The organism is Streptomyces sp. NBC_00376 (assembly GCF_036077095.1).
In the GTDB taxonomy this organism is placed as follows: domain Bacteria; phylum Actinomycetota; class Actinomycetes; order Streptomycetales; family Streptomycetaceae; genus Streptomyces.
The window spans coordinates 1922947-1948261 of record NZ_CP107960.1 but is presented as its reverse complement, the minus strand read 5'-3'; the positions used below and the strand labels follow the sequence as shown (position 1 = coordinate 1948261).

20 protein-coding genes are annotated in these 25315 nt (G+C 73.6%); 13 read left to right on the top strand and 7 right to left on the bottom strand.

What is annotated here, in order from left to right; translation table 11 throughout:
* Positions 1-28: 28 nt before the first annotated feature.
* The 4 genes from OG842_RS08735 (at position 29) to OG842_RS08720 (ending at position 4241) form a co-directional block, all read left to right on the top strand.
* A complete protein-coding gene (locus OG842_RS08735) occupies positions 29-715 on the top strand; it encodes a hypothetical protein (RefSeq protein ID WP_266729066.1) in 687 nt (228 codons plus the stop codon).
* 264 nt (positions 716-979) lie between these two features.
* Positions 980-2008 carry an L-threonine 3-dehydrogenase gene (gene tdh, locus OG842_RS08730; protein ID WP_266729065.1) on the top strand — a complete coding sequence of 343 codons (1029 nt, stop codon included), beginning with the start codon at positions 980-982 and terminating at the stop codon, positions 2006-2008.
* 36 nt (positions 2009-2044) lie between these two features.
* Positions 2045-3238, top strand: coding sequence for a glycine C-acetyltransferase (locus OG842_RS08725; RefSeq protein WP_266729064.1), 1194 nt, complete (start codon positions 2045-2047; stop codon positions 3236-3238).
* A gap of 70 nt (positions 3239-3308) precedes the next feature.
* Positions 3309-4241, top strand: a complete 933-nt coding sequence (locus OG842_RS08720; protein ID WP_266729063.1) for a LysR family transcriptional regulator — start codon at positions 3309-3311, stop codon at positions 4239-4241.
* Between the two features lie 19 nt (positions 4242-4260).
* Here the strand turns inward: OG842_RS08720 and OG842_RS08715 are convergent, their stop codons facing one another.
* Positions 4261-6933 (bottom strand): FtsX-like permease family protein, encoded by a 2673-nt coding sequence (locus OG842_RS08715; RefSeq protein WP_266729062.1) that lies wholly within the window; start codon positions 6931-6933, stop codon positions 4261-4263.
* Entirely contained in the window at positions 6930-7649 is a 720-nt protein-coding gene (locus OG842_RS08710; RefSeq protein ID WP_266729061.1) for an ABC transporter ATP-binding protein, read from the bottom strand. The genes OG842_RS08715 and OG842_RS08710 overlap by 4 nt, the downstream gene beginning before the upstream one ends.
* Before the next feature lie 167 nt (positions 7650-7816).
* Between OG842_RS08710 and OG842_RS08705 the strand changes: the two genes are divergently transcribed.
* The 4 genes from OG842_RS08705 to OG842_RS08690 all read left to right on the top strand — a co-directional run bounded on the left by OG842_RS08705 (position 7817) and on the right by OG842_RS08690 (position 11625).
* Positions 7817-9070: a sensor histidine kinase gene (locus OG842_RS08705; protein WP_266729060.1), complete on the top strand. Its 1254-nt coding sequence runs from the start codon at positions 7817-7819 to the stop codon at positions 9068-9070.
* Positions 9058-9717, top strand: a complete 660-nt coding sequence (locus tag OG842_RS08700; protein ID WP_266729059.1) for a LuxR C-terminal-related transcriptional regulator — start codon at positions 9058-9060, stop codon at positions 9715-9717. The genes OG842_RS08705 and OG842_RS08700 overlap by 13 nt, the downstream gene beginning before the upstream one ends.
* 28 nt (positions 9718-9745) lie before the next feature.
* Positions 9746-10426, top strand: coding sequence for a nucleoside/nucleotide kinase family protein (locus tag OG842_RS08695; RefSeq protein WP_401875921.1), 681 nt, complete (start codon positions 9746-9748; stop codon positions 10424-10426).
* Positions 10427-10497: 71 nt separating this feature from the next.
* Positions 10498-11625: a M24 family metallopeptidase gene (locus tag OG842_RS08690; RefSeq protein WP_266729057.1), complete on the top strand. Its 1128-nt coding sequence runs from the start codon at positions 10498-10500 to the stop codon at positions 11623-11625.
* A gap of 52 nt (positions 11626-11677) precedes the next feature.
* On the opposite strand, the gene treZ is transcribed toward OG842_RS08690, so the two are convergent.
* Positions 11678-13456 (bottom strand): malto-oligosyltrehalose trehalohydrolase, encoded by a 1779-nt coding sequence (gene treZ / locus OG842_RS08685; protein WP_266729056.1) that lies wholly within the window; start codon positions 13454-13456, stop codon positions 11678-11680.
* A 176-nt stretch (positions 13457-13632) separates the two neighbouring features.
* Between treZ and OG842_RS08680 the strand changes: the two genes are divergently transcribed.
* A complete protein-coding gene (locus OG842_RS08680) occupies positions 13633-14994 on the top strand; it encodes a GH1 family beta-glucosidase (protein ID WP_266729055.1) in 1362 nt (453 codons plus the stop codon).
* 39 nt (positions 14995-15033) lie between these two features.
* Positions 15034-16164: an alpha-L-fucosidase gene (locus tag OG842_RS08675; RefSeq protein WP_266729053.1), complete on the top strand. Its 1131-nt coding sequence runs from the start codon at positions 15034-15036 to the stop codon at positions 16162-16164.
* On the opposite strand, the gene OG842_RS08670 is transcribed toward OG842_RS08675, so the two are convergent.
* Both OG842_RS08670 and OG842_RS08665 read right to left on the bottom strand, forming a co-directional pair.
* Positions 16136-17044: a GNAT family N-acetyltransferase gene (locus OG842_RS08670; protein WP_266729051.1), complete on the bottom strand. Its 909-nt coding sequence runs from the start codon at positions 17042-17044 to the stop codon at positions 16136-16138. The genes OG842_RS08675 and OG842_RS08670 overlap by 29 nt on opposite strands.
* Before the next feature lie 191 nt (positions 17045-17235).
* Positions 17236-18189, bottom strand: coding sequence for a GNAT family N-acetyltransferase (locus OG842_RS08665; RefSeq protein WP_266729049.1), 954 nt, complete (start codon positions 18187-18189; stop codon positions 17236-17238).
* Between the two features lie 244 nt (positions 18190-18433).
* On the opposite strand from OG842_RS08665, the gene OG842_RS08660 reads away from it, so the two are divergent.
* The gene (locus OG842_RS08660; protein ID WP_266729047.1) at positions 18434-19000 is read left to right on the top strand and encodes a DUF1707 and FHA domain-containing protein; all 567 of its coding nucleotides are present in this window, start codon (positions 18434-18436) and stop codon (positions 18998-19000) included.
* A gap of 94 nt (positions 19001-19094) precedes the next feature.
* Here the strand turns inward: OG842_RS08660 and lpdA are convergent, their stop codons facing one another.
* On the bottom strand, positions 19095-20546 hold the full coding sequence (gene lpdA, locus OG842_RS08655) for a dihydrolipoyl dehydrogenase (RefSeq protein WP_266729045.1): 1452 nt from the start codon (positions 20544-20546) through the stop codon (positions 19095-19097).
* Between the two features lie 99 nt (positions 20547-20645).
* Between lpdA and OG842_RS08650 the strand changes: the two genes are divergently transcribed.
* Positions 20646-21548: a LysR family transcriptional regulator gene (locus tag OG842_RS08650; protein ID WP_266729043.1), complete on the top strand. Its 903-nt coding sequence runs from the start codon at positions 20646-20648 to the stop codon at positions 21546-21548.
* A gap of 127 nt (positions 21549-21675) precedes the next feature.
* Entirely contained in the window at positions 21676-22863 is a 1188-nt protein-coding gene (locus OG842_RS08645; protein WP_266729041.1) for a cytochrome P450, read from the top strand.
* On the opposite strand, the gene treY is transcribed toward OG842_RS08645, so the two are convergent.
* Positions 22823-25219: a malto-oligosyltrehalose synthase gene (treY, locus tag OG842_RS08640; protein ID WP_328512184.1), complete on the bottom strand. Its 2397-nt coding sequence runs from the start codon at positions 25217-25219 to the stop codon at positions 22823-22825. The two genes, OG842_RS08645 and treY, sit on opposite strands and share 41 nt — an antisense overlap.
* Between the last annotated feature and the right edge of the window lie 96 nt (positions 25220-25315).

Below are 25315 nucleotides of genomic sequence, written 5' to 3'. Positions count from 1 at the left end.
GTGTTCGATCCTGGCGTGCGGCGGTCCGATGCGCAGACGGCGCGGATGGCTCGGATGGCGCGGGTACGGAGTCCTGGCGGCGGCACCGCTGCTGCTCGCGACCGCGTGCGGTGGGGGCGCCGCGAAGGACCAGCCGGGCGCCTCTCCGCCCGCCCCCCGTGCCACCGCCGCCGTAAGCCGGACGCCCGACGCCACGGGCAAGCCCGTCATCGACGCGGCCCCGGCCCGGCTCCCCGCCACCCGGCAATCGGCCCTCGACCTCATCGGACGGGGCATCGCGGACCCCGACGACTTCGGTCCCGGGGTCGTCGCGCGACGCCCGTACGAGAGCGGCCCGGACACCTGGCCGGTGCTCGGCACAGACTGCGTGTGGCAGCAGGCGGAGCCGGGCAGCGGGGTCCTCACCACCCTCACCCGCTCCGTCGAGGTGCCCGCGGGCCAAAACGCGCGCGCCGAGCCCGCCGACGTCGCCGTGACCGCCAAGGGCGCCAAGGGGTGGATGGACGCCAGGATCGGTGACCTCGGCGTCCGGGCACAGAGCGCCGGGTTCACCGGCAGCCGCGTGTCCACCGGCCCCGTCCTGGCGCCCGCCTTCCTCAGGAGGCCGGGGAGGTCGCCGGGGGGTGAGTGTTCGCCCAGGCGTACAGCGACCCGTCGGCGGTCCCGGCCGCGAAGGGGACGGGCCCGCTTCCTGGGGCCCTGCACCAAGGTCTGAGCCGGGCCCTCCACGCGCCGGACGGGGGAACCGCCCCGACGGCATGAAGCGGATCTTCGGGCGCGCTTAAGAAAACCTCGATGGACCTGTGGCGCGGGGTGCGGCAGATTTCTCCGTGACGGCCGAGGATGGTGCGCGGCAGCCGATCGACGCGCGCTGCCCATGTTGTCCCGTCCCTCTCGATCCTCCCCGGGCCGCAGGCTTCTTCTGGCATGCCCCCGGCCCGGGGTACTCAACGCCGCACCAGCGCAGGGAGCCGCAGCCGTGAAGGCACTCGTGAAGCAGAAGGCCGAGCCGGGACTCTGGCTGATGGACGTGCCGGAGCCGGAGATCGGCCCCACGGACGTACTGATCAAGGTCCTCCGTACCGGTATCTGCGGCACCGACCTGCACATCCGCAACTACGACGGCTGGGCCCAGCAGGCCGTACGCACCCCGCTCGTCCTCGGCCACGAGTTCGTCGGCGAGGTCGCACGGACCGGTGCCGACGTCGTCGACATCAACGTCGGCGACCTGGTCAGCGGCGAGGGTCACCTGGTGTGCGGCAAGTGCCGCAACTGCCTGGCCGGCCGCCGCCACCTGTGCCGTTCCACGCTCGGGCTCGGCGTCGGCCGGGACGGGGCGTTCGCCGAGTACGTCGCCCTGCCCGCGTCCAACGTCTGGGTGCACCGGGTCCCCGTCGACCTCGACGTCGCCGCGATCTTCGACCCGTTCGGCAACGCCGTGCACACCGCGCTGTCCTTCCCGCTGGTCGGCGAGGACGTACTGATCACCGGCGCCGGACCGATCGGCATCATGGCCGCCGCCGTCGCCCGGCACGCCGGCGCCCGTCACGTCGTCATCACCGACGTCAGCGAGCCCCGGCTGGAACTGGCCCGGAAGATCGGCGTCAGCCTCGCCCTCAACGTCAGCGAGGAGACCATCTTCGAAGGGCAGAAGCGACTCGGACTGCGCGAGGGCTTCGACGTCGGCCTGGAGATGTCCGGGCGGCCCGAGGCGATGCGCCACATGATCGAGAACATGACGCACGGCGGCCGGATCGCCATGCTCGGACTGCCGTCCGAGGAATTCGCCGTCGACTGGTCCCGCATCGTCACCTCGATGATCACCATCAAGGGCATCTACGGCCGCGAGATGTACGAGACCTGGTACGCCATGTCCGTACTGCTGGAGGGCGGCCTCGACCTCGCCCCCGTGATCACCGGCCGGTACGGCTACCGAGACTTCGAAGCGGCCTTCGACGACGCGGCGAGCGGCCGCGGCGGCAAGGTCATCCTCGACTGGACCTCCTGACCCGACGCCCCCGTAGACAGCTGGGAGACACCCCTCATGTTCGACTCCGTACGCGACGACATGCGCACCACCCTCGAAGAGATCGAGGCCGCCGGACTGCACAAGCCCGAGCGCGTGATCGGCACCCCGCAGTCCGCGTCGGTCGCCGTCACCGCGGGCGGCCGCCCCGGTGAGGTGCTCAACTTCTGCGCCAACAACTATCTGGGCCTCGCCGACCACCCCGACGTGATCGCCGCCGCCCACCAGGCGCTGGACCGCTGGGGCTACGGCATGGCCTCGGTCCGCTTCATCTGCGGCACCCAGGAGGTCCACAAGGAACTGGAGCAGCGGCTCTCCACGTTCCTCGGCCAGGAGGACACGATCCTCTACTCCTCCTGCTTCGACGCCAACGGCGGTGTCTTCGAGACCGTCCTCGGCCCGGAGGACGCGGTCATCTCCGACGCCCTCAACCACGCCTCCATCATCGACGGCATCCGCCTCTCCAAGGCCAAGCGGTTCCGCTACGCCAACCGCGACATGGCGGACCTGGAGAAGCAGCTCAAGGAGGCGTCCGGCGCCCGGCGCAGGCTCGTCGTCACCGACGGCGTGTTCTCCATGGACGGGTACGTCGCGCCGCTGCGCGAGATCTGCGACCTGGCCGAGCGCTACGACGCCATGGTCATGGTCGACGACTCGCACGCCGTCGGCTTCGTCGGCCCCGGCGGCCGCGGCACGCCGGAGCTGCACGACGTGATGGACCGGGTCGACATCATCACCGGCACCCTCGGCAAGGCGCTCGGCGGCGCGTCCGGCGGCTATGTCGCGGCCCGTGCCGAGATCGTCGCGCTGCTGCGCCAGCGCTCCCGCCCGTACCTCTTCTCCAACTCCCTCGCCCCGGTCATCGCGGCCGCCTCGCTCAAGGTCCTCGACCTGCTGGAGGCCGCCGGCGACCTGCGCGAGCAGCTCAACGCCAACACCGCGCTCTTCCGTACCCGGATGACCGAGGAGGGCTTCGACATTCTGCCCGGCGACCACGCCATCGCCCCCGTCATGATCGGGGACGCGGCGAAGGCAGGCCGGATGGCGGAGCTCCTCCTGGAGCGCGGTGTGTACGTGATCGGGTTCTCCTACCCGGTCGTCCCGCAGGGCGCGGCCCGCATCCGCGTCCAGCTCTCCGCCGCGCACTCCACACAGGACGTGAACCGGGCCGTGGACGCGTTCGTCGACGCGCGGGCCGCGCTGGGGGAGTAGCACCCGGGGCCCGGCCGGGCGCCCCGGCCGGGCGGCGGGGTTCCACCCATGACCTGGGACAATGGGTCACATGATCGATTCACGGCGGCTGCGCATCCTCCGTGCGGTGGCCGACCACCGCACGGTGACCGCAGCCGCCGCCGCGCTGTATCTCACCCCCTCCGCGGTCTCCCAGCAGCTTGCCGCGCTGGAGCAGGAGACCGGCCACCGGCTCGTCGAACGGGGCGCGCGCGGTGCCCGGCTCACGCCCGCCGGGGAGATCCTGCTGACCCACACCAACGCGGTGCTGGCCCAGCTGGAACGGGCCGAGGCGGAGCTCGCCGCCTACAGCTCGGGGGACGCGGGTACGGTCACCGTCGCCGCGTTCGCCACCGGCATCGGCCTGGTCCTCGCCCCCGCGATCGCCGCACTGACCCGCACCGCGCCCGGCATCCGGGTCCGGGTCCAGGACGCCGAGGGCGACGCGAGCGTGCCGATGGTGCTCGACCGGCAGGTCGATGTGGCGGTCGCCGTCGAGTACCGGGGTGCCCCGGACGAGGACGACCGGCGGCTGACCCGGGTGCCCCTGTACTCCGAACCGTTCGACGCGGTGCTGCCGGTCGGGCATCCGCTGGCCGGCCGGGACCAGGTGGCGATCGCGGACCTGGAGAAGGACGCGTGGATCGGCCCGTACCCCGGCAACCCCTGCCACGACGTGGTGGTCCTGTCCTGCGAGTTCGCCGGCTTCCAGCCCAGGATGGAACACTCCTCGGACGACTTCCGCGCGGTGGTCGCGCTGGCCGGGGCGGGCGCCGGGGTGGCGCTGGTGCCGCGGTCGGCGCTGCTGGGGATGGAGCTGACCGGAGTGGTGGTGCGGCCGGTGGAGGGCAGCGCGCCGACCCGCCGGGTCTTCGCCGCGGTGCGGCACGGGGCGGAGGGGCATCCGCTGATCGCCCCGGTGCTCGACGCGCTTGCCGCGGCGGCGGCACGGGAGGGGGCGCTGCCCCTGCCCGCGTCGCCGTGACGCGTCGGGGCGGCCGCCCTCACGCCCGCCGCCCGAGTACGGACCGGCCGCCGCCGGACCAGCCGGGCCCGAGCGCCCCCGCACCCGCCGCCACCGTCACGGCCAGCGCGAGCATCCCGTACCGGGCCGGTGGCAGATACGGCACCGAACCGGTCACCGACAACGCGAACGCCAGCAGCGGGACCGCCGCGACCAGCGTGCCGATCGCCAGCCCGGCCACCGCCACAAGACCCGTCTCCAGCACCAGCATCCGCCGCACCTGACGTCGGCCCGCACCGACCGTCCGCAGCAGGCGGAACTCGGGGCGGCGGCCCACCGTGATCAGGGACAGCGTGCTGACCACCGCGAGCAGGGCGAAGCCACCGATCACCCCGACCCCGATGATGACCATGGCGTTGTCCCGGTCCGAGGACGGTGGTGCGATCCGTACGTCGTCGGCCGTCGCGGGCCGCACCCGCACACCCGGGTACGCGGCGAGAGCGCGTCGTACGGCCGGGGCCGCCCCGCCGTCCGCCGAACGGACCAGGATCCGCTGGTCGCGCGGGACCGATACGTGTCCTGCCAGTGCCTCGCGCGGCAGCATGAACTCACCGAGCCCCAGGGCCCGTTCGTAGAGCGCCACCACCCGCAGCCGTACCTCGGTGCCGTCGCCGAGACGGAGCTCCACCGAGTCACCGATGCCGACACCGAGATCGGACGCCCGGTCCTCGCCGACCGCCACCGTGCCCCTGCCGGTGAGGTCCGCCGGATCGCCCGCCGTGACGCGCGGGTCGAGCGTGCCGGACAGCTGGTCCGCCGTCACACCCAGCACGGGGAACCGGTCCAGCTTCGGATCGCCCATCTCGCGGTGGGCGAGCACGACGCCGGAGCGCAGTACACCGGTCGCCGCCTTCACCCCGGGAGCCTCGCGCACGGCGCGCGCCGTACCGGCCGGCAGCCCGGCGGCCGGGCCCGTCACCACCAGGTCGGCCCGGAGCGCGGCGGCGGCCTGCCGGTCGGCGGCCCGTTCCAGCGTCGAGCCCGCCGCCAACTGCACGCAGACGAACGCCACCACCAGCACGATCGGGGTGATCGCCGCTCCCAGGCGCCGATGGTGCGCGGCGGCGGACCTGGCGGCGAGGAAGCCCGAGACCCCGCCGGCGCGCCGCACCGGCGTGCCGAGGACCCGCGTCGCCACCCGGGCGATCCACGGACCGAGCAGCGCCACCGCGATGATCAGCGAGGTGGCCGCACCCGACGCGGCCACCGCGGCGGCCTGCCCGCCCTGTGCCGTCGCCGCACCGGCCGCGCTCACGCCGCCCATGGCCAGCACCGCCCCGGCGGCCGTGCGCACCCGCCCCGGCTCGCCGGGCTCGGGCGCACGGGCCGCGCCCAGCGCGGCGGCGGGCCGCAGCCCGGTGACGCCCCTGGCGGCGAGGACCGCCACCGGCCGGGCGGCGAGCGCGACGAGCACAGCGGCCGCGGCGCTCGCGGCGAACGGCAGCCACACCGGTACCGGCAGCGGCAGCGGGTCCGTCGTCAGCAGCGACCGCATCAGCAGCCCCAACGGCACCGCGGCGACCCCGCCCAGCACCGCCGCAGCCCCGGCCACCCGGCTCACCTCGCGGCCGACCGCCGACCTGAGCTGACGCGGCGTCGCCCCCACCGCACGCAGCAGTGCCAGCTCACCGGCGCGCTGGTGGACCGCCTGGGAGATGGTGGTGGCGATCACCAGGAGCGCCACCATGAAGACCGTGCCCGTGATCGAGGCCAGCAGCGGCAGCAGTTCACCGCGGGCGCCGAGCGCGTCAGGGTGTTCGGCCTGCCCGCGCTCCTGGCCGGTGAGCACCCGGACGTCACGGTCGCCACGGGCCCGGTCGGGCAGCGCCTTCTCCAGCGATGCCCGCAGCGCGTCCGTGGAGACGCCCTCCTCGGCGAGGACGCCGATCGCGTCGACCGTGCCGGGGTGTCCGGCCAGGGCGGTGAGGTGCCGCTCGGTGAGGAACACGGCGGGGGAGCCGCCCCGGTGACCGGTGCCGGCGACCCCGCTCACGGTGTACCGCCGGGGAGCCCCGTCCGCCTGCAATGTCACATGGCCACCGACCCTGCTCCCGGTGGCCGCCGCCACCGAGCCGTCGAGGACCACTTCGGTGGCGATCCTCGGCGCGCGGCCCTCCGCCAGCCGGTACGGGGTGAGCGCGGCGGCCGCCCAGGACCGGCCGGCGCCCGCCGTCGCGCCGCCCTCTCCGCCCACGGTCACCGGCACCGAATCGTCCGCGACGGCCTTCGCGACGCCGTGCGCGGCGGCCGCTTCCGCCACCAAGGAGCGGTCGAGCCGTACCCGTTCGGGCAGATACGCCGTCGCGGTCTGCGGCTCGCTGCCCCACGGCTTCGCCGTGTACGCCACCCGCTGATCGGCCGCCACCACCGCGTCGGCCCCCGCGTAACGCGCCACCGGCGGCTGCGCCAGCAGCAGCGAACCCACGACGAGGGCGAAGGCCCCGATCAGCGCGGCTGCCGCCGTCGTCGCCGTGAACACCGCGCCCCAGGCCCGGCGATGGGCCTTCAGCGAACGCCGGGCGAGGAACGCCGAAGCCCGACGGACTCCGGCCCGCACATCCGAACCGGGCCGTGCCACGCCTTCGCGCCCGCCCTTGTTCGCACTACCGCTCCCGCTCCCGCCCTCGCTCGCACTACCGCTCTTCCTGCTCATCGCAGCCGGCCGCCGTCCATCGTCAGCACGGTGTCCGCCCAGCTCGCCGCCACCGGGTCGTGGGTGACCATGACGACCGTACGGCCGTCGATCCGCACCGCGTCCCGCAACAGACCGAGCACCAGCGCCGCCGACTCCGGGTCCAGGGAGGCCGTCGGCTCGTCCGCGAAGATCACCTCGGGTTCCGTCACCAACGCCCGTGCCACCGCGACGCGTTGCTGCTGCCCGCCGGAGAGCGTCGCCGGGCCCTGCGTGCCGCGGCCCGCCAGGCCGACCCGGGTCAGCAGGTCCCGCCCACGGCTCAGCACCCGCTCGTCCTCCGGATCGGCGCCCGCCAGCACCAGCGGCAGCACGACGTTCTCCTCGATGCTCAGCGAAGGCACCAGGTTGAGGGCGTGCGACTGGAAGACGAAGCCGATCCGGTCCCGGCGCAACCGGGTCAGCGCCGCCTCGGAGAGCGCACCGAGATCGGTGCCCCCGATCCGTACCGTGCCCGACGTGGGACGGTCCAGCCCCGCCGCACACTGGAGGAACGTGCTCTTCCCCGAGCCCGAAGGACCCACCACCGCGGTGAAACTCCCCACCGGGACCGCGCAGCTGACCGCGTCGAGCGCGGTGGTCTCCCCGCCGCCCCGGCCGTGGCGCCGGCTCACCGACTCCAGACTCAGCGCGGACGCCCGCACCGCCGTGATCGTGTCCACCGTTGACCCCACCATTCTTTCCTCTGCCCCGCCGTGTGCCTTCTGACCTGGATAAACGCTATGAACGGCGGCCCGGTCGGGCGAGGGTGCGCGGTCCCGGAACGGGGGTGCAGCCAACTCCACCGAACCCCGGGGGAGGGCTCCACTCCAGCGGCCGGCGAACCCCCGTAACGTGGTCCGTCATGAGCACCGCACCCGCCCCGCTGACCACCGCCATCAGGCGTTCGTGGGATGCGTCGCGCTATCTGGCCGTCGGCATCGCGGTCGCACTGGTCGCCTATGTGAGCGCGTTCCTGGTGGTGGCGGTCCTGCTGTTCGCCGCCGTGATCATCGGGCTGCCCGCGCTGCCGGAGGCCGCCAAGGTGCTGCGCAGGTTCGCGGAGTTCGAGCGGCGCAGGGCGGCGGCGCGGCTGGGCGTTCCGTTCACGCCGACGCCCTATCCGTCTCTGGACAGCGCCGAACTCTCCGAGCGGGTACGGCGCGTACTCAACGACCCGACCGTGTGGCGCGACGCGCTCTGGCTCCCGCTCCAGGCGCTCATGGGCAATGCCGTCGGATATCTGGCGATGGTGCTGTGGCCGGTCGGGCTCCTCGTGGACGGGGTCGCGCTGCCCATCGTGCGCCTGCTGGACCGGCGGGCAGCCGACGAGTACGGCACACCGCTGCCCGAACGGCCGGGGTGGGTGCTGCGCTGGCACTGCGTGCTCGCGGACCTGTCGGCCGGCTGGACCAGGTCCCTGCTCACCTCCTCGCCGTCCACCGCGCTCGCCGAACGCATCGCCCAGCTGACCGAGAGCCGGGCCGGTGCGGTGGAGGCGCACGGAGCCGAACTGCGCCGCATCGAGCGCGATCTGCACGACGGCGCCCAGGCCAGGATCGTCGCCCTGTCCCTGCGCATCGGCCTCGCCAAACAGCTCCTCGACAGCGACCCGGCCGCCGCGCGCATCCGCCTGGACGAGGCGCAGGACGGTGCGGAGGCGGCCCTCGCGGAACTGCGGCACGTGGTGCGCGGCATCCACCCCCCGGTGCTGACGGACCGTGGACTGGCCGGTGCGGTAAGGGCGTTGGCCGCCGACGCGGGCGTGCCCGTCGCCGCGGAACTGGACGGCGTCGAGGACGGCCGGCGCCTTCCGGCCGCGGTCGAGGCCGCGGCCTACTTCGTCATCGCCGAGGCGCTCACCAACATCAGCAAACACAGCGGTGCGACGGCCGCGACCGTGCGCATCGCCCGCACCCCCGGCAGCCTGCGGGTGACCATCAGCGACAATGGCTGCGGCGGCGCGGACGAACGGCGCGGCACCTCGCAGAACCCTTCCACCGGCAGCGGGCTGGTCGGCATCGGTCGGAGGATCGCCGCTCTGGACGGCACCACCCGCATCAGCAGCCCCGTCGGGGGGCCGACGGACATCGAAGTGGAGCTGCCGTGCGGATCGTGATCGCCGAGGACAACGCGCTGTTGCGGGAGGGCCTGATCCTGCTGCTCACCAGCTCGGGCCACGAGGTGGTGGCCGACGCGGCGACCGGGCCCGAGGTGCTGCCCGCCCTGCTGGAACACCGTCCGGACGCCGCCGTGCTCGACGTACGGCTCCCGCCCACCTTCCGGGACGAGGGGCTGCGCGCCGCGATCGCCGCCCGCGCCGAGCTGCCCGAACTGCCGATCCTGGTGCTCTCCCAGTACGTCGAGGAGACGTACGCCGCCGAGCTGCTCGCCCGGGGTGCTCAGGGCATCGGCTACCTCCTGAAGGACCGGATCGGCCGGGTCGACCAGTTCCTCCAGGCCCTGGAACGGGTGGCGGGCGGCGGTACGGCGCTCGACCCCGAGGTGGTGACCCAGCTGCTGACCCGCAAGTCGTCGGCCGAGCCGCTGCGGAGCCTCACCCCGCGCGAGCGCGAAGTGCTGGAACTGATGGCGCAGGGCAAGGCGAACGGCACCATCGCCGCCGAACTCGTCGTGACGGAACGGGCGGTGAGCAAGCACATCGGCTCGATCTTCGCCAAGCTCGGCCTGGAACCCGACGACGGCACGGTGCACCGACGGGTGCTGGCGGTGCTGGCGTACCTGGAGGGCAAGGGGGCGCGCTGACGCCCCCCGGTTCGCGACAATGCCCCGCATGGACATCAGCGACCCGGCCACCGGCGACCCGGCCACCGGCGATCCGGCCATCAGCGATCCCACCGGGGCGGCGGCCCGCGCCCACCGCCTCGCCGTCCCCGGCCACCGCCGCATCCTCGGCATCGCGGGGCCGCCCGGGGCCGGGAAGTCCACCCTGGCGGCCCAGCTCGTCGACGCGCTCGAAGGTCTCGCCGTCCTCGTCCCCATGGACGGATTCCACCTCGCCCGGGTCGAACTGGAACGGCTCGGCCGCGCCGCGCGCAAGGGCGCCCCCGACACCTTCGACGCCGCCGGGTACGCCGCCCTCCTCGGACGCCTGCGCGCACCGGAGGCGGGTACCACCGTGTACGCGCCCGCCTTCGACCGTGCCCTGGAGGAGCCGATCGCCGGAGCCGTCCCCGTACCCCCGGACATCCCGCTGGTCATCACCGAGGGCAACTACCTGCTGCACGACGAGGGCCCCTGGGCGCCCGTGCGCGGGCTGCTCGACGAGGTGTGGTTCCTGGAGACCGACCCGGTGCTGCGGGTACGGCGGCTGGTCGAGCGCCATGTGCGGTTCGGGAAGCCGCGAGCGTACGCCGAGCGCTGGGTGGCGCGGTCCGACGAAGCCAACGCGCGCCTGGTCGAGCGGGGCCGCACCCGCGCCGACCTCGTCGTACGGCCGGATCCGGAATTCTGAGCCCCGCTCGCGTCGGGCGGCCCGGACGGGCAGGATGCTGTGTGCCGTGTCGCGTCACCAGGAGGTCCCGCATGTCCAGCCAGAGCCAGCCCGTGCCGTTCACCGCCGACGACTACCGGGCCCGCATGACGCGCGCGGCCGACACCGCCGCCGAGGCCGGGCTCGCGGGTGTGCTGGTCGCGCCCGGCCCCGACCTCGTGTACCTCACCGGCTACCAGCCCGTGAACACCGAACGCCTCACCGTCCTCGTCCTCACGCCGGGCCAGGACCCGGTCCTCGTCGTCCCGACGCTGGAGGCCCCGGACGCCGAGAAGGCCGTCGGCGCCCCCGCGTTCACCCTGCGGGACTGGACCGACGGCACTGACCCCTACGCCGTCACCGCCCCGCTGCTCGACGGCCGGGGCCGGTTCGGGATCAGCGACAACTCCTGGGCGATGCATCTGCTCGGGCTGCAGCGCACCCTGCCGGACACCTCGTACGTCTCGCTCACCGAGGCCCTGCCGATGCTGCGCGCGGTGAAGGACGCCCACGAGCTGGAGCGGATCGCCGCCGCCGGAGCCGCCGCCGACGCCACGTACGGCGAGATCCTCAAGGTGCGCTTCTCGGGCCGCAAGGAGACCGACATCGCGGCCGAACTGGCCGGACTGCTCAAGCGGTTCGGGCACTCCCAGGTCGACTTCACGGTCGTCGGCTCCGGCCCCAACGGCGCCAACCCGCACCACGAGGCCGGTGACCGCACCATCGAGCGGGGCGACATGGTCGTACTCGACTTCGGCGGCCTCAAGCACGGCTACGGCTCGGACACCTCCCGCACGGTCCACGTCGGCGAACCCACCGCCGAGGAGCAGCGGGTCCACGACATCGTGCGCGAGGCGCAGGAGGCGGGCTGCAACGCGGTCCGGCCGGGCGTCGCCTGCCAGGAGATCGACCGGGCGGCCCGCGCGGTCATCACCGAGTTCGGCTACGGCGAACGCTTCATCCACCGCACCGGCCACGGCATCGGTGTCACCACCCACGAGCCGCCGTACATGATCGAGGGCGAGGAGCAGCCGCTGGTGCCCGGGATGTGCTTCTCCGTGGAGCCGGGCATCTATCTGCCGGGCCGGTTCGGCGTACGGATCGAGGACATCGTGACCGTGACCGAGGACGGCGGCCGGCGCCTCAACAGCACGGCGCGCGAGCTGGCGATCGTCGAGTAGCCGGACACGGGGCGGGGCGGCCGCGAAGTTCGCCCGCCCCCCGCCGCGCCCCTCAGCCGTCGGCCAGCACCACGCAGGACTCCGGCGGCAGATGCAGCAGCCCGTCGTCGCCCGGGGCATCCACCGGTACCCACGCCGCCACCAACCGGTCCCCGCCGCCCCGGCGCCGGCCGCCGCCCAGCGGGATCGTGGCCGGCTTCTCGCCCAGGTTGACCGCGATCCGCAGATCGCCCCTGCGGTACGCCAGCCAGCGCGCCTGCTCGTCGTGGGCGGTGCGCACCGATGCCAGATCCGGGTCGTGGAGGTCGGGCAGGGCGCGGCGCAGTGCGATCAGCTCGCGGTACCAGGCGTGCAGGCGGGCGTGCGGCTCCCGTGACGGCTCGCTCCAGTCCAGGCAGGAACGGTTCCGGGTGGCCGGGTCCTGCGGGTCAGGGATGTCGTCCGCCGACCAGCCGTGCGCCGCGAACTCCCGCCTTCGGCCGCTCCGGACCGCCTCGGCGAGGGCCGGATCGGTGTGGTCGGTGAAGAACTGCCAGGGGGTGCGCGCGCCCCACTCCTCGCCCATGAACAGCATCGGCGTGAACGGCCCGGTCAGGACGAGGGCCGCGGCGCAGGCCAGCAGGCCGGGGGAGAGCGTCGCGGAGAGCCGGTCGCCCAGCGCCCGGTTGCCGATCTGGTCATGGGTCTGGGCGTAGCCGACGAAGCGGTGGGCGGGCGTGCGGACGATGTCGACGGGGCGGCCGTGGGTCCGGCCCCGGAAGCTGGAGTATGTGCCGTTGTGGAAGAACGCACTGGTCACGGTCTTGGCGACGGCGGCCAGCGGAGCCTGGGCGAAGTCCGCGTAGTAGCCCTGGGACTCACCGGTCAGCGCGGTGTGCAGGGCGTGGTGGAAGTCGTCGTTCCACTGGGCCTGCAGTCCGATGCCGCCGGATTCGCGCGGGGTCGTGGTCCTCGGGTCGCAGAGGTCGGACTCGGCGATCAGCGGCAGCGGACGGCCCAGTTCCGCGGCGAGCGCGTCGGCCGCCGTGGACAGCTCCTCCAGGAAGGTCAGCGCCCGGCCGTCGGCCAGGGCGTGGACCGCGTCGAGCCGCAGCCCGTCCAGCCGGTAGTCCCGCAGCCAGGCGAGCGCGCTGCCCAGAAGGAACGCCCGTACCTCGTCCGAACCGGGGGCGTCGAGATTGACCGCCGCCCCCCACGGCGTGTGATGGGTCTCGGTGAAGTACGGGCCGAAGGCCGGCAGGTGATTGCCGGACGGGCCGAGATGGTTGTGGACCACGTCCAGCAGGACCGCCAGCCCGAGACCGTGCGCCGTGTCGACAAATCGTTTGAGCCCGTTCGGTCCGCCGTACGGCTCGTGCACGGCCCAGAGCGACACCCCCTCGTACCCCCACCCGTGCGTGCCGGGGAACGGGCAGACCGGCATCAGCGACACATGGGTGACGCCCAGCCCGGCCAGATGCCCCAGCCGGGCGGCCGCCGCGTCGAAGGTGCCCTCCTCGGTGTACGTACCGATGTGCAGCTCGTACAGAACGGCCCCCGCGAGCCCCCGGCCGGTCCAGCCGCCGTGCCACTCGAACAGCGAGTGGTCGACGACGGCGCTCTCGCCGTCCGGCCCGTCCGGCTGGCGCCGCGAGCGCGGATCGGGGAGCACCCTCCCGTCGCTCCCGCTCCCTCCCGCGTCCAGGACGAAGCCGTAGCGGTCGCCGTCCGACGCCGGCGCCTCGGCCGTCCACCAGCCGGACCGTGCCGGATCACGCTCCATCGCCCGTGGCTCGCCCGCCAGCCGCAGCCCCACCTCGTCCGCATCCGGTGCCCATACCTCGAACAGCATGCAACGCTCCTCGTCTGATCGCCCCCGTGCCCCGTGCCCCGTCGTCGGCAACAGACACGGTCACCGGCCCACGACACTGGATCGAGCCCGTTACTGGCGATTAAGGTCTGGTTCTGATCATTGCCCCATCGGGTTCCGCTCAATACGCACTCCCTCGTACGGCTGTGGAGGCCGAGATGACCGTGCCGTCGTTCCCGCCGGGCTTCCTCTGGGGAGCCTCCGCGTCCGCCTTCCAGACCGAGGGGGCGGCCGACACCGACGGTAAGGGCCCCTCCGGCTGGGACGCCTTCGCCGCGCAGCCCGGACGGATCAAGGACGGCACCGACACCACCCGGGGCACCGGCTTCCACCAGCACTACCGCGAGGACGTCGCCCTGCTGGCCGGCCTCGGCGCCGACGCCTTCCGCTTCTCCGTCAGCTGGCCGCGCGTGGTGCCCGGCGGCAGCGGAGCGGTCAACCCGCAGGGACTCGACTTCTACGACCGGCTCGTCGACGAGCTCTGCGCCCACGGCATCACCCCGGCCCCCACCCTCTACCACTGGGACACCCCGCTACCGCTCGACGAGGAGGGCGGCTGGCTCAACCGGGACACCGCCTACCGCTTCGCCGAGTACGCGGGCATCGTCGCCGAGCGCCTCGCCGACCGCGTACCGATGTGGATCACCATCAACGAACCGGCCGAGGTGACACTGCTCGGCTACGCCCTCGGCGAGCACGCACCGGGCCGCGCCCTCCTCTTCGACGCCCTGCCCGCCGCCCACCACCAGCTCCTCGCCCACGGCCTCGCCGTGCGCGCGCTGCGCGGCGCGGGCGCGGACAACATCGGCATCGCCGTCTCGCACACCCCGGTCTGGACCGCCGGGGACCGCGAGGAGGACCGCCTGGGCGCGAAGCTCTACGACACGATCACCAACTGGCTGTTCGCCGACCCGGTCCTCACCGGCCGTTACCCCGACGAGAACTTCGCCGCACTGATGCCCGGCCCGGTCGAGGACGACCTGAGGACCATCTCCACGCCGCTCGACTGGTACGGCGTCAACTACTACAACCCCACCCTCGTCGGCGCCCCCGGCACCAGCACCCCGGAAACCTTCTCCGGCTACCGGATGCCTCCCGAACTCCCCTTCGGCATCCGCGAGATAGAGGGTTACGAGAAGACCGACTTCGGCTGGCCCGTCGTCCCCGACGGCCTGCGCGAAACCCTCGTCCAGCTCCACAGCCGCTACGGCGACCGGCTCCCGCCGCTCTACATCACCGAGAACGGCTGCGCCGTCGACGAGCCCGCCGAGGACACCCGCCGGATCGCCTACCTCGAAGGACATCTGCGGGCCCTGCGCACCGCCATCGACGCCGGGGTCGACGTGCGCGGCTACTTCACCTGGTCGCTCACCGACAACGTCGAATGGACCGAGGGCGCCAGCAAGCGCTTCGGCCTGGTCCACATCGACTACGAGACGCTGCGCCGGACCCCCAAGGACTCCTACGCCTGGTACCGCGACCTGATCCGCGCACAGAAGGCCGGCAGCCCGGCACAGTGACCTGACGTACGGCGCCCGCGGTGATCCATACTTCGCGGCATGGTTGCTTCATGGTGGTCCCGGGCCGGCCTGGGGATACTCGTGCACTGGACGCCCGCCTCCGTACCGGGCTGGGCCCCGCCGTACGTCCCCGCGGACGGACTCCCCCTGGCCGGCCGCCGCGCTCCGCTCGGCTGGACTCCGTACGCCGAGTGGTACGAGAACGCGCTCCGGTTCCCCGGCAGCCCCGTCTCCGCCCACCACCGCGCGACCTACGGAGCCCGCCCGTACGCCGCCTTCGGGGGCGACTTCAACGACGCCCTGGCGAACTGGGACCCCACCGCGTGGGCCCGCGACTTCCGTGCGGCGGGCGCCCGTTACGCCGTCCTCGTCACCAAGCATCACGACGGCTTCTGCCTCTGGCCCTCCGAGGTGGCCAACCCGCACCGGGCCGGCTGGCACACCGCACGCGATGTCGTCGGTGAATTCGCCGAAGCCGTCCGGGCCGAGGGGCTGCGCTTCGGGGTCCACTACTCCGGCGGACTCGACTGGACCTTCGACGACCGTCCGATCGGAACCCGCGCGGACACCGTCTCGGCCGTCCCGCGCGGCAGCTACCCGGCTTACGCGGGCGCCCAGATGCGCGAACTGATCCGCCGCTACCGCCCCGACATCCTCCGGAACGACATCGCCTGGCCCGGCACACACACCGATGTCCAGCGGCTGGTCGAGTACTACCGCTTCGCCGTCCCGCACGGCGTCGTCAACGACCGGCTGCTGCCCCGCGCACCGATATGGCGCACGCTCTCGCTCCCCGGCGCCAAGGCCCTGTACAACGACCGGCAACGCCGCACCGTCGCCCGGGGCGAGGGCTCCGTACCGCGCCGGCCCCCGTACTTCGACTTCCGCACCCCGGAGTCCGCCCGCCGCGCCGGCCCCGACCCGTACGAGATCACCCGTGGCATCGGCCAAGGCCTCGGCTACAACCGCAACTCCCCGCCCGAGGCGTACCTCGGCCGCTTGGCGCTGGAATCGCTGGTACGGGAGACGGCGGCCGGGGGCGGCAACCTGCTGCTCGGTGTGGGGCCGCGCGGCGAGGACGCGAAGGTCCCCGCCGCGCAGCGGCTCCGCCTGGACTGGCTGGCGGAACTCACCCGTGACCTCACACCAGATGGATGCGTTCCTGGGTGATGCGGTGACCGGCCCGCGCGAACGCGGCCGCCATCGGCGCATTGCCCCGGTCGGTGGCGCCCGCGATGAACTCGGCGCCCTCGGCGGCGAGGAAGTGCGTGCACTCCGCGAGCAGGTCGTACCCGTAGCCGTGACCCCGCTGCTCGGGCACGACACCGATGAAGCCGACGCAGGGCCCGGACGGGTTGTGGGCGGGCACCTGGATGCCTGCCAGCTCGCCCTCGCGGGTGTACGCCAACTGCCACCAGGAGCGCGGCGAGGGGCACCAGTGGAAGAAGTCGAGCTCCTCCCGCGCCGCCTGCTCCAGACCGCCGGCCTCGATGGCCTTCCGGGCATGGGCGTCCAGCGTGACGGTGTGAACCCGGCGCAGCACGTCGAGGATCACCTCGTCGTCCGGCTCAGGCCGGAACTCCAGCCGCCCCGGCCGCTCGGGCAGGCCGAACTCCGGTGTCCACCGGTAGCTGTACCGCTCGACCAGCGGCTTCATCCCGGCCGCGCGGGCGGCGGAGATCCGGCCCTCGGCGTCGGCCCGGACATCGGGCCGCTCCCGCCAGTCGGCCGGCAGGATCAGCTCGTACTCGGTGTGCAGCGGGGCGCGGCGCAGCAGTTCGGCGCCCGCCGCCTCCTCGCCGTCGGCGAAGTCGAACCAGTTGAGCAGCACCGGCTCGGTGTCGTGGGGCCCGCCCCACCAGGCGGCACGGGCCACCACGACACCGTCGCGCAGGGCGACCCAGGTCCACTCGGGGCGGTAGTCGCCGTCGTCGTCCGTGGTGGTGTAGCGGTGCCCGAACGCGGCGCGGCCGACGAGGTCACGGCCCCGCATGGTGTGGAAAAGATGTGCGTCGCTCTCGGTGAGCGCGCGGATGACCGGATCGGTCATGGAACAGTCCTCCGGAAGAAGCGGTGCGCTCCCGGTCAGACAGACACCGAAGCCGCCCGGCGAACGGGACGGGAGCGCGGGAACGAAATGGTGGGTGTACGCACTGTTCTCGCCTCCTTCCTCGGTTCTCGGGCGGAGCCGTCACCGTAACCGGTGGTCCGGCGGGCCGTCCACCGCATTCAGTCCCGAATTCAGTCCCAGACCATGTCGAAGGAGCGCTCGAAGTTCACGTACCCGAGGCGTGCGAAGGACTTGGCCATCGGTACGTTGCCGAGGTCGGTGGCGGCCCGGATGCGTTCCACGCCGTCCTGCGCGGCCAGTACCCGGGTGCCCTCGGCGAGGATGTCGTCGATGTAGCCGTGGCCGCGGTGGGCGGGCAGCACACCGATGTACGCGACGATCGGGTTGTAGTTGTTGCGGGCCGGGACGACGAACCCGACCGGTTCACCGTCCGGGAGTTCGGCGATGCGCCACCACTCGTGCGGGGTCCGGTACTTCGCCAGCTCCTCGTCGTAGTGCTTCTCGGCGGCCTCGCGGGCACTGAGCCCGGACGCCAGATCGGCCTGCCCGTGGGCGTCGAGGGTGCCCTCCATCACCGGTGTCATCAGCGTGAGGAGGTCCTCGCGCCCGTCGACCGGACGGAACCGGAGCCGGCCGCTGTCGGCGGGGACCGCGGTACCGGCGCGCCACTCCAGCCGGAGCCGCTCGACCAGCATCCGCGCACCGGAGCGCTCCATGACCCGGATCCGGGCCTCGACGACCTCGCGGGCGGCCGGGTCCTCGCGCCAGTCGGCCGGTACGAAGCGGCCGTACTCGGGCCGCGGGGCGCCGGCGGGCACGACCGCGGCCGTCGCCGTCTCCAGCAACTTCAGCCCGATCTCGCCGCGTTCGGGCTCGGGCAGGGTGTCGTCCAGGTCGAAGAAGTCGAGGAGCAGCGGCGCCTCCCCGCCCAGGCTCCACCACGCGATCCGCGCCACCAGGGCTTCGCCGCGCAGCGCCACCCACATCCACTCGGGACGGCGACGCCCGCTCTCCAGGTCGTCGGCGAGTTCGTGATCGAGGGTGTACGACAGCCGGCGGAAGAGCCCGAGCTCCTCGGGACCGGCGAGCGGACGGATGGTCAGTTCCTGTGGTGCAGGGGTCACACAAGCTCCTTGAAATGCGCAGGCGTGCCTTCCGGCGGACGCCGGGCGGCCTGCGGCGGGAGACAGTAGCAACGACTCCACGGCCGTGCGCGGGGATATTCGCGGCCACGCGCTCCCCGTACGGCGCAGCGCTCCCTTCGCGGCCGCACGCTCCGTGCACGGCCACGCGCTTCCTTCGCGGCCCAGGGGCGGGATACGGGCACGTTCTGGACACTCCGGGGCGGTCGGACCGACAATTGACCGTGTGACGTCCTCCTTCGAGTCCCACACGTACCCCGTGCGGCTGTCCGACGCCCAGCGCGACCGTGTGCTCGGCGTACTCAGAGACGGCGCGGCACAGGGCAGGCTCTCCCACGACACCTTCATGCGGCGCATGGAGCTGGCCCTCACCGCCCGGCGATCCGAGGAACTGGAGGCACTCACCGCCGACCTGGAGGGCGAGGGCCGTTGGTCCCGGCGGATACTCCGGGTCGTGAGCGGGGTGTCCGGATTTCCCGGCCGGGTGCGCCGGGTCTGGCAGACCGAGCGGCTCCCCAAGCTCCTGCTCCCCGCCCCGAGCCCGCACCCCCTGCTGATCGGCCGCGATCCGGGCAACGGGCTGCGGCTCAACCACGAGACCGTCTCCCGGATCCACGCGGAGCTCACCGCCCAGGGCGGCCGCTGGCTGCTGCGCGACCTCGGCTCGACCAACGGCACCTGCGTCAACGGCCAGCGGGTCACCGGCGCGGTCCCGGTCCGCGACGGGGACCAGGTGAGCTTCGGCCGGATGAGCTTCCGGCTCTCCGCACCCGTCCTCGGCCCGCCGGCCTGAGAGGCGGATTCCAGGGACCTTCCGAGCTCCTTCCGAACCTCTTCTGACCTTCCCAGGCCCTTCCGTGGCCCTTCCGGGGCCGGCGGCGTCCGGCTCAGGACCGCTGGTGCAACCCGCGCCCGCCGAGGGTGAGAAAGACTTCGCCGACCGCCTCGGAGAGCGTCGGATGGGCGTGGACGTGGCGGGCCACATCGGCGGGTTCGGCGTCCCAACCGACGATCAGCTGGCTCTCGGCGATCATCTCGGAGACCTGCGGCCCGACGAGATGCACCCCGAGGACCCGGCCGCCCCGCTCGGCGACCACCTTCACCATGCCGCCCCGCCCGTGCACCATCCCCTTGGCCACGGCGGTCAGCGGCATGCTGCCCACCGTGACGTCGTGCCCGGCGTCACGGGCCTGGGCCTCGGTCAGGCCCACCGCGGCGGTCTGCGGGGACGAGTACGTGACCCGGGGGACGGCGGCGTAGTCCACCGCGGGTGCGCTCAGTCCGGCCAGCGTCTCGGCGACGAGTAGCCCCTCCGCGAACGAGGCGTGGGCCAGCCCGGGGGACGGCGGCGGCAGCAGATCGCCCACCACATGGATGCCCGGCACGGACGTCTCGAGCCGGGACCAGTCGGCGGGCGCGACATGGCCGCGCCCGTCGGCGGCCAGCCCCGCCGCCGCGAGGCCGAGCCCTTCGGTCACCGGCACGCGCCCCACCGCGACGAGCAGCCGCTCGGCCCGCACCGTGCGCGTCTCGCCGCGCGAGGTGCGTACCGTCGCGACCACCCCGTCGGAGACCACGCCCGCGTCCGTCAGCCGTGCCCCGGTGAGTACGTCGATCCCGCGCTTCTTCAGACCGCGGGTCAGATGGCGCGACACATCGACGTCCTCCAGCGGCACGAGCCGGTCCGCGGCCTCCACCAGGGTCACGTCGGCGCCCATCGACCGGTGGAACGAGGCGTACTCGACGCCGATCGCCCCGCCGCCCAGCACCAGGACGGACCGCGGCAGCCCCGGCGCGAACAACGCGTCGTCGCTGGTGACGACGCGGTGCCCGTCGGCCTTCAGCCCCGCCAGCATGCGCGGTCGCGACCCGGTCGCCAGTACGATGCCGCGGCGCGCGACGACCGTCCCGCGACCGGTGACGTACGCACTGCGCGGTCCGGTCAACTCGGCGCTCCCGTGCACCAATTCGACCGCAGCGTGCGCCAAGTGCTCCACCATCCCGCGATGGTTGCGCGCCACGATGTCGTCGCGGGTGGCGACCAGGGCCGGCCAGTCCACCGAGTCCAGGGTCGTCTTCACCCCCCACCGTTCCCCGGCCTCCGCGATGCCGTCCACGAGTTCGGCGGCGTGCAGCATCGCCTTGCTGGGAATGCAGCCGCGGTGCAGGCAGGTGCCGCCCACCTTGTCGCGCTCCACGAGGACCACCTCCAGGCCGAGGGCGGCGGCCCGCAGGGCGGTGGAGTATCCGCCCGTACCGCCCCCGATCACCAGGACGTCGGTCTCGGTCCCGGTCGCTGCGGTTGTTCCCGTTCTTGTTGTTGTCGTTGTCCGTGTCATGGCCACAGCCTCCGCCCGGCTCTTGCCATGAGTCCAAGGCAATGTTTCTGTGGCACCGATGCACAGCCTTTATGGGTACGGTCCACGGGGGAGAGCGCGTTGAGCCTGCGACAGATGGAGTACTTCCTCACGGTCGTCGAGGAGTCGTCGTTCACCCGGGCCGCCGAACTCCTCCACGTCACCCAGCCCGCGCTCTCCCACCAGATCAAGGCCCTGGAGCGGACCGTCGGCGGCGCCCTCCTCGAACGGCTGCCGCGCGGCGTGCGCCTGACCCCGATGGGGCGTGCCTTCCTGCCGCACGCCGAGCGCTCCGTACGCAGCGCCGCCCAGGCACGGCGGGCGGCGCGGGCGGCGGCGGGCGCGGAGGGCGGTGAGCTGCACATCGCGACGGTGCACGCGGTGGCCGTCGGCATCCTTCCCGACGTCTTCGCGCGCTGGCGCCGGGCGCGTCCCGGGGTCGCTCTCGTCCTCCACGAGTACGCCACCCCGGAAGCCCTGGAGGAACAGCTCGAACGCGGCACCGCCGACCTCGCGGTCGGTCCGCCGCCCGCGCGCTGGCCGGGGCCCGTCGTCCCGGTCGGCGAGGAGGAGATCGTCCTGGTGGTCCCCTTCGACGACCCGCTCGCCGGACGCGCCTCGGTCCGTCTGCTGGAGCTGGCCGACCGGCCCTGGGTGCGCTGCGCGATGGAACCCGTGGTCCAGGGACAGGCGTTCCTGGACCTGGTCTGCGGGCAGGCCGGCTTCACACCCCGTACGGCGGTGCGTACCGAACACACGTCGACCGCGGTACGGATGGCGGCGGCCGGGGTAGGTGTCGCCACGGCTCCGGCGCATGTCGTGCGGGGAGCGGTCGGCGAGGACTGCGCGGTCCTCGCCGTCGAACCTCCGTGGCGGCGTGGGCTGGCGGTCTTCTCCCGCGTGGAACTCACGGGGGCCGCCGCCGCGTTCACGGATCTTCTCGCGGGCTCCGGGCCACTGGGCTCCCGTACGACGACGGGCTGAGGCCGCGCGGCCCGGGAATATCGCCCTCACCCGAACGGCCGTACGCCGACTGCGCGACGCCCCTGCCGGTGTTCCCCTGATGGGGAACCGCGCCGTACACCGGCGCCCTGACGCCCAGGGGGTACGGATGAAGGCCGACGTGCCGGAAGGCATATCCGCACCGGGCCTCGGCCGTCGAGGGCGCCGACCGGTGCGCGGCCCCCGCCCGGACGCCGGCCCCAGCCTGCTCGCGCCCGGCGCGGCGCGTGACCCGTACCGCCTCTACCGCGTCCTGCGCGAGGAGTACCCGCTCAGCTACGACGCGCCCCTGCGCGCCTGGCTGGTCAGCCGGTACGCGGACGTGGCCACGGCCCTCACCGACCCCCGCTTCACCGGCCTCCCGCACGACGCCGCACCCCGCGGCGCCCCCGCCCCGCTCGGGCTCTGCCACGGCAGCCCCCGCTGCGTGCCCCGCGATCAGCGCCCGTCGACACCCGGAACTGTGCCATGTCACATGTCGGAGTTCGAAGCAGTGCCACGTCACATGCCGGAGCTCGAAGCGGTACCACGTCACATGCCGGAGCTCGCGGCGGTGCCACGTCACATGGCAGCGCGCATCGAGCGGACCGCGTACGTGCTGGCGCGCCGCATCGCGGGCCGCCAACAGGCCGATCTCGTCGAGGAGTTCTGCCGCTGGCTGCCCTTCGGTGCCGCCCCCGGCGCGAGCGCCCGGCGCTACGCCGACCGGCTGTCCGGCACCACGCGCGGCACCATGCCCGGCATCGCCCACGGCACCACGCCCGGCATCGCGTACGGGCCCCCGCCCGTCACCGCGACCGCGGCCACCCCCTGCACCCGGCACACCGGCCTCCGCGAGAGGGCGCTCGCCTCCCTCCTCGCCAACGTGCTGGACGCCCCCGGCCTCCTCGCCGCCCTGCGCGTCGAACCGGCCCTGGCCGACCGGGCCTGGACGGAGTCGCTGCGCCGCGACCCGCCGGTCCAGGTGGTGCTGCGGCGCACCGTCACCGAGGTCACCCTCAGCGGCGGCACCCTGCCTGCCGGGGCGGACGTCGCCTGCCTGATCGGCGCGGCCGGCCGCGATCCGGAACGGTTCGCCGCCCCGGACCTCTTCGACCCCTTCCGCCGCGACCAGGGCCGGTCCCTCACCGGACCCGTGTCCTGCCCCGCCGTCCTGCTCGGCCGACTGGAGGCCCGCCAGGGCCTGCTCGCGCTGCTCGACGCGATGCCCCGGCTCCGCTGGGCGGACGGATTCCGCCCGGCAGGCACCGGGCTGCTCACCCGAGGTCCGCGGGCCCTTCTCGTCCGGCCCGGCTGAGCAGCGCCACCGGCCGCGCGGCGAAGAGTTCGGCGAGCGGGACCGAGCTCCCGGTGAACTTCCGACCGGACGCCAGCAGATCGGTCCACGGCCCGTCGTCCGGCAGCACCAGCTCCGTGCCGTGCCAGCCGCCCGACTCCGCCAGCCGCAACGACAGCCTGGTCACCGCGGTGACCACCTCGCCGGAGCGGCAGAACGCCAGACAGTGTGCGGCCGCCGGGCCCCGCGCGCCCAGCGGGGCGTACGTACCGGACTCGCCGAACACCTCCGGCCGCTCGCGCCGCAGCCGCAGGGCGGCCGCCGTCAGCTCGCCCTTCTCGCCGAGGGCCCCGTCCAGGGACGGCTCGCAGAACGGCCGCCGGTTGTCCGGGTCGACCAGCGCCACGTACTCCCGCTCCGTGCCCTGGTACAGATCCGGCACACCCGGCATCGTCAGCTGTACCAGCGCCGCCCCCAGCACATTGGCCCGCACATAGGGGTCGAGCGTGCTCGCGAACCGCTCCAGCGTCTCGCGCACCGGACCGCCGCTCGCGGCCGGCCCGGCCGCGACGAAGTCCGTCACCGCCCGCTCGTACGCCGGATCGGGCTCGGTCCAGCCGGTGAAGAGCCCCGCCTCGCGGACCGCCTTCAGCAGCGCCGGCTCAAGACGGCTTGCCATCTCGCCGTCCGGCAGCTTCGCGCAGCCCACCGCCGTCTGCCAGGCCTGCCAGGCGAGCTGCGGATCCGGAGCGGTGGCCGGGGTCGCCCGGTCCAGCTCCGTCAGCAGCCCGGACCACGACTGCGGGCACTCCGTCAGCACCGCGATCCGGGCCCGTACATCGGCGCTCCGCTTGGTGTCATGGGTGCTCAGCGCCGTGCCGGTGGCCGGCCAGTCGCGGGCCAGCCGGGCACAGAACGCGTGGAACTTTTCCGGCTTCACCGCGGGCTGCCCGGGGTCGCCGCCCACCTCGTTCGCCGAGATCAGCGGCACGTACTGGTAGAACGCCGTGTCCTCGACCGACTTGGCGCGCAACGCCGAGGCGGTCTGGGCGAACCGGGCGCAGAACGCGGCCCGCTCGGGCCCCTCGCCCAGCCGCCCCAGCGCCAGCTCCCGGACCACGTCGACGGCCGACGCCTCCTCCGCGACGGTGAACATCGCCTTCGCGTCCCGCACGACCGCGTCCGACAGCGTCTCCTCGGCCGGCGTGGTGCAGGCCCCGCCGGCCGTCACGTACGGGCGGTAGACGGGCATCCGCACCATCAGTTCGCGCACGGCGGTGCGCAGCGTCCACGGGGCGTGATCGCGCAGCGCGGGCTCGGCGGCGCAGATCCGTGCGGCGATCCGGGTCAGCAGCTCGGTCTCGGCGGCCAGTTCGTGCGTCACCACCCGGTACGCGGCGCGGCGGACGGTCGCCGTCCAGTAGCCGCCGCGGTCGCCGGCGGGTCCCGCGTACTCCCGGTAGCGGCCGACCAGCTCCGCGGCGCCCATCGGGTCGACGAACAGGCCGTCCACGCGGTGCAGGGCGTCGTACCCGGTCGTCCCCGCGACGGCCCAGTCCGCGGGCAGCTCCTCGCCGCTGGTGAGGATCTTCTCCACCACCGTCCACCGCCCGCCGGTCGCGGCCGAGAGCCGCTCCAGGTACGCGGCGGGCTCGGCCAGTCCGTCGGGGTGGTCGATGCGCAGCCCGTCGACGACACCGTCCCGGACCAGTTCGAGGATCTTGCCGTGGGTGGCGGCGAAGACCTCGGGGTCCTCCACCCGTACCCCGATGAGCTCCGAGATCGTGAAGAACCGCCGGTAGTTCAGCTCGGTGCGGGCCAGCCGCCACCAGCCGAGCCGGTAGTGCTGGGCATCCAGCAGCTCCGGCAGCGGCAACCCGGCGGTACCGGTCCGCAGCGGGAACTCCTGCTCGCCGTGGCGCAGCACCTCGCCGTCCACCCGGAGCCCGCCGAGCTCGTCGCCGATCGGCCCGCCGAGCACCGGCAGCAGCACCTTTCCGCCGCCCGCCGCCCAGTCGATGTCGAACCAGCGGGCGTACGGCGATCCGGGGCCCTCGCGCAGTACCTCCCACAGCGCGTGGTTGTGGCGGGGGACGGCGGCCATGTGGTTCGGCACGATGTCCACGATCAGTCCGAGACCGTGCCCGCGCGCAGTGCGGGCCAGCTCCCGCAGCCCCTGTTCACCGCCGAGCTCGGCGCGTACCCGGCCGTGGTCGACGACGTCGTAGCCGTGCCGGGAGCCGGGTACGGCTTCGAGGACCGGGGACAGATGCAGATGGGAGACGCCGAGCGAGGCGAGATACGGCACGGCCTCCCCGGCGGCCGAGAACGGGAAGTCGGGCTGGAGCTGGAGCCGGTAGGTGGCGGTGGGCGTCATGCGGACGTTCGTACCCAGCCTGGCGGCTTCTGTGTCACGGAACGCCGCAAAGGGCTCGACCGGCGGTGTCCTCCCCGGCGGCCGGACGGCCCTCGG

Coding starts and splice junctions, on each gene's coding strand:
- OG842_RS08735 (WP_266729066.1), top strand. CDS start 29: ATGCGCAGACGGCGCGGATGGCTCGGATGGCGCGGGTACGGAGTCCTG.
- OG842_RS08725 (WP_266729064.1), top strand. CDS start 2,045: ATGTTCGACTCCGTACGCGACGACATGCGCACCACCCTCGAAGAGATC.
- OG842_RS08720 (WP_266729063.1), top strand. CDS start 3,309: ATGATCGATTCACGGCGGCTGCGCATCCTCCGTGCGGTGGCCGACCAC.
- OG842_RS08715 (WP_266729062.1), bottom strand. CDS start 6,933: ATGAGCAGGAAGAGCGGTAGTGCGAGCGAGGGCGGGAGCGGGAGCGGT.
- OG842_RS08710 (WP_266729061.1), bottom strand. CDS start 7,649: ATGGTGGGGTCAACGGTGGACACGATCACGGCGGTGCGGGCGTCCGCG.
- OG842_RS08705 (WP_266729060.1), top strand. CDS start 7,817: ATGAGCACCGCACCCGCCCCGCTGACCACCGCCATCAGGCGTTCGTGG.
- OG842_RS08695 (WP_401875921.1), top strand. CDS start 9,746: ATGGACATCAGCGACCCGGCCACCGGCGACCCGGCCACCGGCGATCCG.
- OG842_RS08690 (WP_266729057.1), top strand. CDS start 10,498: ATGTCCAGCCAGAGCCAGCCCGTGCCGTTCACCGCCGACGACTACCGG.
- treZ (WP_266729056.1), bottom strand. CDS start 13,456: ATGCTGTTCGAGGTATGGGCACCGGATGCGGACGAGGTGGGGCTGCGG.
- OG842_RS08680 (WP_266729055.1), top strand. CDS start 13,633: ATGACCGTGCCGTCGTTCCCGCCGGGCTTCCTCTGGGGAGCCTCCGCG.
- OG842_RS08675 (WP_266729053.1), top strand. CDS start 15,034: ATGGTTGCTTCATGGTGGTCCCGGGCCGGCCTGGGGATACTCGTGCAC.
- OG842_RS08670 (WP_266729051.1), bottom strand. CDS start 17,044: ATGACCGATCCGGTCATCCGCGCGCTCACCGAGAGCGACGCACATCTT.
- lpdA (WP_266729045.1), bottom strand. CDS start 20,546: ATGACACGGACAACGACAACAACAAGAACGGGAACAACCGCAGCGACC.
- OG842_RS08645 (WP_266729041.1), top strand. CDS start 21,676: ATGAAGGCCGACGTGCCGGAAGGCATATCCGCACCGGGCCTCGGCCGT.
- treY (WP_328512184.1), bottom strand. CDS start 25,219: ATGACGCCCACCGCCACCTACCGGCTCCAGCTCCAGCCCGACTTCCCG.